Below are 4,072 nucleotides of genomic sequence, written 5' to 3' on the forward strand. Positions count from 1 at the left end.
GAAAAGGTGTGAGGGACTAATTCCGAGCATAGTTCTGTTTGATAGGCCGCCCCGTAGTTCACCGCTCACTCCTTCGGATCTTCTGGTATTGTACTTTTTAAAGTTAATGATTATCTCACAAATCTAAGGGGCCGCCCCGCACAGAGCGACAAAGTTTTCAGGCGCAAGCCATACTTTGTCGCTCTGTGGCTTTGGAACTTTGTCGCTTTAAGAAAAACGCTACCTTTCCCTCCCAAGCAACACCATCATCATCTTCTCGGCGGCGATGCTACTCTTGGTTTTTATAAAATCACGGGGCGTGTCGTCGCCGATTTCGTAAGTAATGCCCACGGCGTTGAACTGAACGAAAAACCAGCCTTTGCTCACTGGTTGGCCGACGTTAGAGGGGGAAATGTTGGGTTCGTAATCGGGAATTGACTTTTTGATTTCGTTTAACCAACTCTTAGCAAAATTAGGGTAAGCCGTGGCCGTATCGGAGTTATTGGTGTAGTATACGTCTTCGTACGTGGAGTGAAAATCCAGGCCGAGGACTACTTTGGACTTGCTCTTATCGGCGAAGTCAATGATGTACTTAGCCATCTGTTTGGTTTCCGGCTGATTGTAGCGATCCCAGTCACGGTTGAGGTCAATGCCCCCCGCGTTATGCCGCCAGTGGCCCAGATCCACACCATCGGGATTCTGCATCGGGAAGAGGAGTACCTGGTACTTTTGCTTGAAAGCGCGTGTCAGTTCGTCGTTTTCGAGCAGTCTTTCCACAAAGTACAAAAAAGCCGTTTGCCCGGTAGTTTCGGGCGGATGCTGGCGGCTCATGAGGACGATGATTTCTTTTTGTTGCTTTTTATTTTTTGATAAAGTTACAGTCCTTAACGGGCGTCCAAGCTTGCTTTTTCCGTAAGTACTTACCTTAGTTTCCGGGTTGTTTCTTTTCATTTCTCCCAACCACTCTTGCAGATGGTCGGTAGTGAAAAGCTCTTGTCCAGCTATCCAGAGGGTATCCTGGCTAAGATTCAGCGGAAATTGCACATTGCCGCCCCGTTCGGCAATTTGGTTGCTATCCAGGTCGGTCCAGCTTTTTCCATCCATGGATAATTTAGGGAGGTAGCGGTGCTTCCCGTTTTGGTAGTTGATGTTTAGATAAATCTTCCTTGGCGTTTCGCTCCAAAGTTTGAAAGCATACCACGGGCTGGGATTGATTGGCGTATTTTCCGGCTCGATGGTAACAGTGAAAGTACTATCGTTTTCTGCTTTAAAATCGTTTAATCTGGCGCCATTGAATTTGTTGGACGCCGACACGCCCGAGGTAGTCTGGTAGATTTTCTTCTCCTGTTGTCGAATCGGTTTAGACTCCGTATCGACGTAATTCGGGAATTCGTGCGAGCGGATGTTCGGCTGGTAAATTTCCCTTTTGCAACCAATAATCAGGAACGTGAACAAGATAGGGCAAAGTAGATGTTTCATTCAAATTATCGTAAGTGGCAAAAAAAATCTATCAATATATTTCTGAATATCGCAGAATTTGCTTCTTGGGTACTGGTTGTAATCGAAACACCAAGGGGGCAACTTTAGAAAACTTTCTACTTTTGGGTCGCAACTCGAACGAGGGATGAAACATTCACTCAGTTGCTTCCGCGATGCAAGCGTAAAAGTACCATATTTCCTTCGCGCTAAAAACCAGGTACCTGCTAGTGAAATTGCCCAATAAGTTGCCAGTGAGAGCAAGGGCAGCTGCCCTGTAGAAAATCGAGTCAGCATTGCGTTCGTGAATTGAATCCACCATTTTTACCATACCATGATTGTAAAATCAATCCCCATAGGCTGGGAAATCATCTACCAGCGAGCCCACGGTCTCTTGGCGGCCAAGTTGGCCTACCACTGGAAAGTTGCCGAGCGACCTCCGCATTTTGTGGAGACATTATTGGCCATCGCCGAACACGACGATGGCATTTCCGAGTCTCGCACTCCTGAGAATCTGACCGAAGCCGGAGCACCCAAGCATTTTCAGCTTTTGGGTCGCTCGGCCGAGCAATACCGTAACGTGATGGAAATTTCTGCTTCCAAAAGCCGTTGGAATGCCCTAATGACTTCCATGCACACTACTTTTTTGTATGAGGATCAAAAATACGAGGACAAGGACATTGAAGAGTTTGTAAAAGAGCAACACAAATTTCAAATAGTACTTATTAAAGAGTTCAAGATAAGCCGTAAAGCGGCAGAAAGTGCTTACCGATTCGTGGAGTGGTGCGATGCACTCTCGCTACTACTTTGTATGGATAAAATCCAGCCTGAACAGCGACGGATGGATATCAGTACTGGTCCCGATGGCACAACCCACCAAATCTGGCAGGACGAGAAAGAAAACTTGCGCGTGGAGCCATGGCCCTTCGAGGTGGATGCCTTTGAAGTCGATGTAGAATACCGAGAGTTGGGGCTCTTGCAATTCAAAGACGCTAAGGAATTGGACGAGAACTTGCAAACCGCCGAAGTGAAGACTAGAACCTGGAAATTTTGTCAATAATGGTAGAGATCCGATTTATCGCGTCTCTATATGCGCAGTAGTAGTTAGTTTTGAGCGCTTCCGTGCTTTATCAGATATTCAAAAACATAGAGAATCAAACCATGATCAACCGTCGCCAGGCACTTGCCGGACTTGCCGCAACCGCAGCCCTATCTACTCTTCCAAATCGTGTTTCCGCTGCTAAGAACGCCGAATCCTTCAAATACGCCCTAAACATGAGTACTCTGCGGGGGCATAAGTTGGGCTTCATGAAAGAAATTGAAGTGGCTTCGAAAGCGGGTTACCACCACGTCGAAATCTGGATCAACAGCTTGCAGGACTACCTGAAAGGCGGTGGAACCGTCACCGACGCCCGCAAACACCTCAGCGATTCGGGCATCGTGGTAGAAGACGCTATCGGATTTGCCCAGTGGATCGTGGATGACAAAGACACCCGCGACAAAGCAGTAGAACAGCTTAGAGTGGAAATGGGGATGCTGGCCGAAATTGGTTGTAAGCGCATTGCCGCTCCACCAATGGGAGCTACGAAGGACGCGGGGCTGGATTTGAAAAAAGCCGCCGAGCGCTACCATACCATTCTCGACTTGGGCGATAAGATGGGCGTAGTTCCGCAGTTGGAACTCTGGGGTTTTTCCAAGAACCTCAGCCGCCTGAGCGAACTGATGTACATTGCCATTGAGAGCGGACATCCCTCTGCACGGGTACTCATGGATGTGTACCATCTTTATCGAGGAGGCTCTGGTTTGCAGCAAGCGGCTTGGGTGGGAAAGCCGTACATCGAGGTGTTCCACGTCAACGACTACCCCGCCACTCCCGCTCAAGACGTCATCACCGACGCCGACCGCGTGTATCCCGGTGATGGGGTAGGGCCTATGAAAGAGTTGTTTACGATCCTGAGGAATCCCGAAAAGCCCGTCATCCTCTCGCTTGAAGTATTCAACCCAGCCTATTACGCTCAAGATGCGTTGCTGGTTGCCAAAACCGGTTTAGCTAAAATGAAACAAGCAACAGCAGGAGTGTAGGTAGTAGATGAGACAGGACGACCGCCTGCGCGGGAGTGAAAATTCAGCATTCAGCCAAAATCAAGAAGAGGGCGAAAGTCAACCGACTCTCGCCCTCTTTGGTAATTAAAATCATTGATTTACCGTCTTCAATTATCGACTAGATTGTTACTGGATTCCTGAATATGGCAGAAATCATTTTACCATCTTCGGGCATTTCTTCAACGGTGCATTGATATACCTTACCCCCCTGCATGATCGTTTCAATGGCGGCTTCCGTTAGCAGGTCTTTTGTTTCGGGTGTAGCGGCGGGTTCAATTTCCAGTTCGTAAAGTTGCTGGTTGAAAACGCCCCAAATCGCGGCGTTTTCCTGCACGAAAAGCGTTTCAACTTGTCCGGTAAGGGCGGCTTTAATAACTTTATCTTGGTCGGAAGAAGCCCAGTCGCCGTTGGCGAGTTCGGCGTACTTGCCGAAGCGCTCATCACGTTCTTCACCAAATTTTGCTTCCATGAATTCCCAGGCTTTGGCGTGGAGGACGGTGGCATCGTCTTCGGT

Annotated in this window: 3 protein-coding genes and 1 pseudogene; 2 read left to right on the forward strand and 2 right to left on the reverse strand. The window is 48.4% G+C overall.

The features are described from left to right. Window positions 1–219: 219 nt before the first annotated feature. Window positions 220–1,458: a M14 family metallopeptidase gene (locus tag ACEW8P_RS02945; protein WP_373511617.1), complete on the reverse strand. Its 1,239-nt coding sequence runs from the start codon at window positions 1,456–1,458 to the stop codon at window positions 220–222. Between the two features lie 331 nt (window positions 1,459–1,789). On the opposite strand from ACEW8P_RS02945, the gene ACEW8P_RS02950 reads away from it, so the two are divergent. Then, on the forward strand, window positions 1,790–2,515 hold the full coding sequence (locus ACEW8P_RS02950; RefSeq protein WP_373511618.1) for a DUF3891 family protein: 726 nt from the start codon (window positions 1,790–1,792) through the stop codon (window positions 2,513–2,515). A 101-nt stretch (window positions 2,516–2,616) separates the two neighbouring features. Further along, a complete protein-coding gene (locus ACEW8P_RS02955) occupies window positions 2,617–3,537 on the forward strand; it encodes a sugar phosphate isomerase/epimerase family protein (protein WP_373511619.1) in 921 nt (306 codons plus the stop codon). Between the two features lie 139 nt (window positions 3,538–3,676). Here the strand turns inward: ACEW8P_RS02955 and ACEW8P_RS02960 are convergent. Further along, window positions 3,677–4,072, reverse strand: a pseudogene (locus tag ACEW8P_RS02960) (hypothetical protein); the annotation flags it as partial.

This window comes from Persicitalea sp., from assembly GCF_041751555.1.
Classification (GTDB): Bacteria; Bacteroidota; Bacteroidia; order Cytophagales; family Spirosomataceae; genus Persicitalea.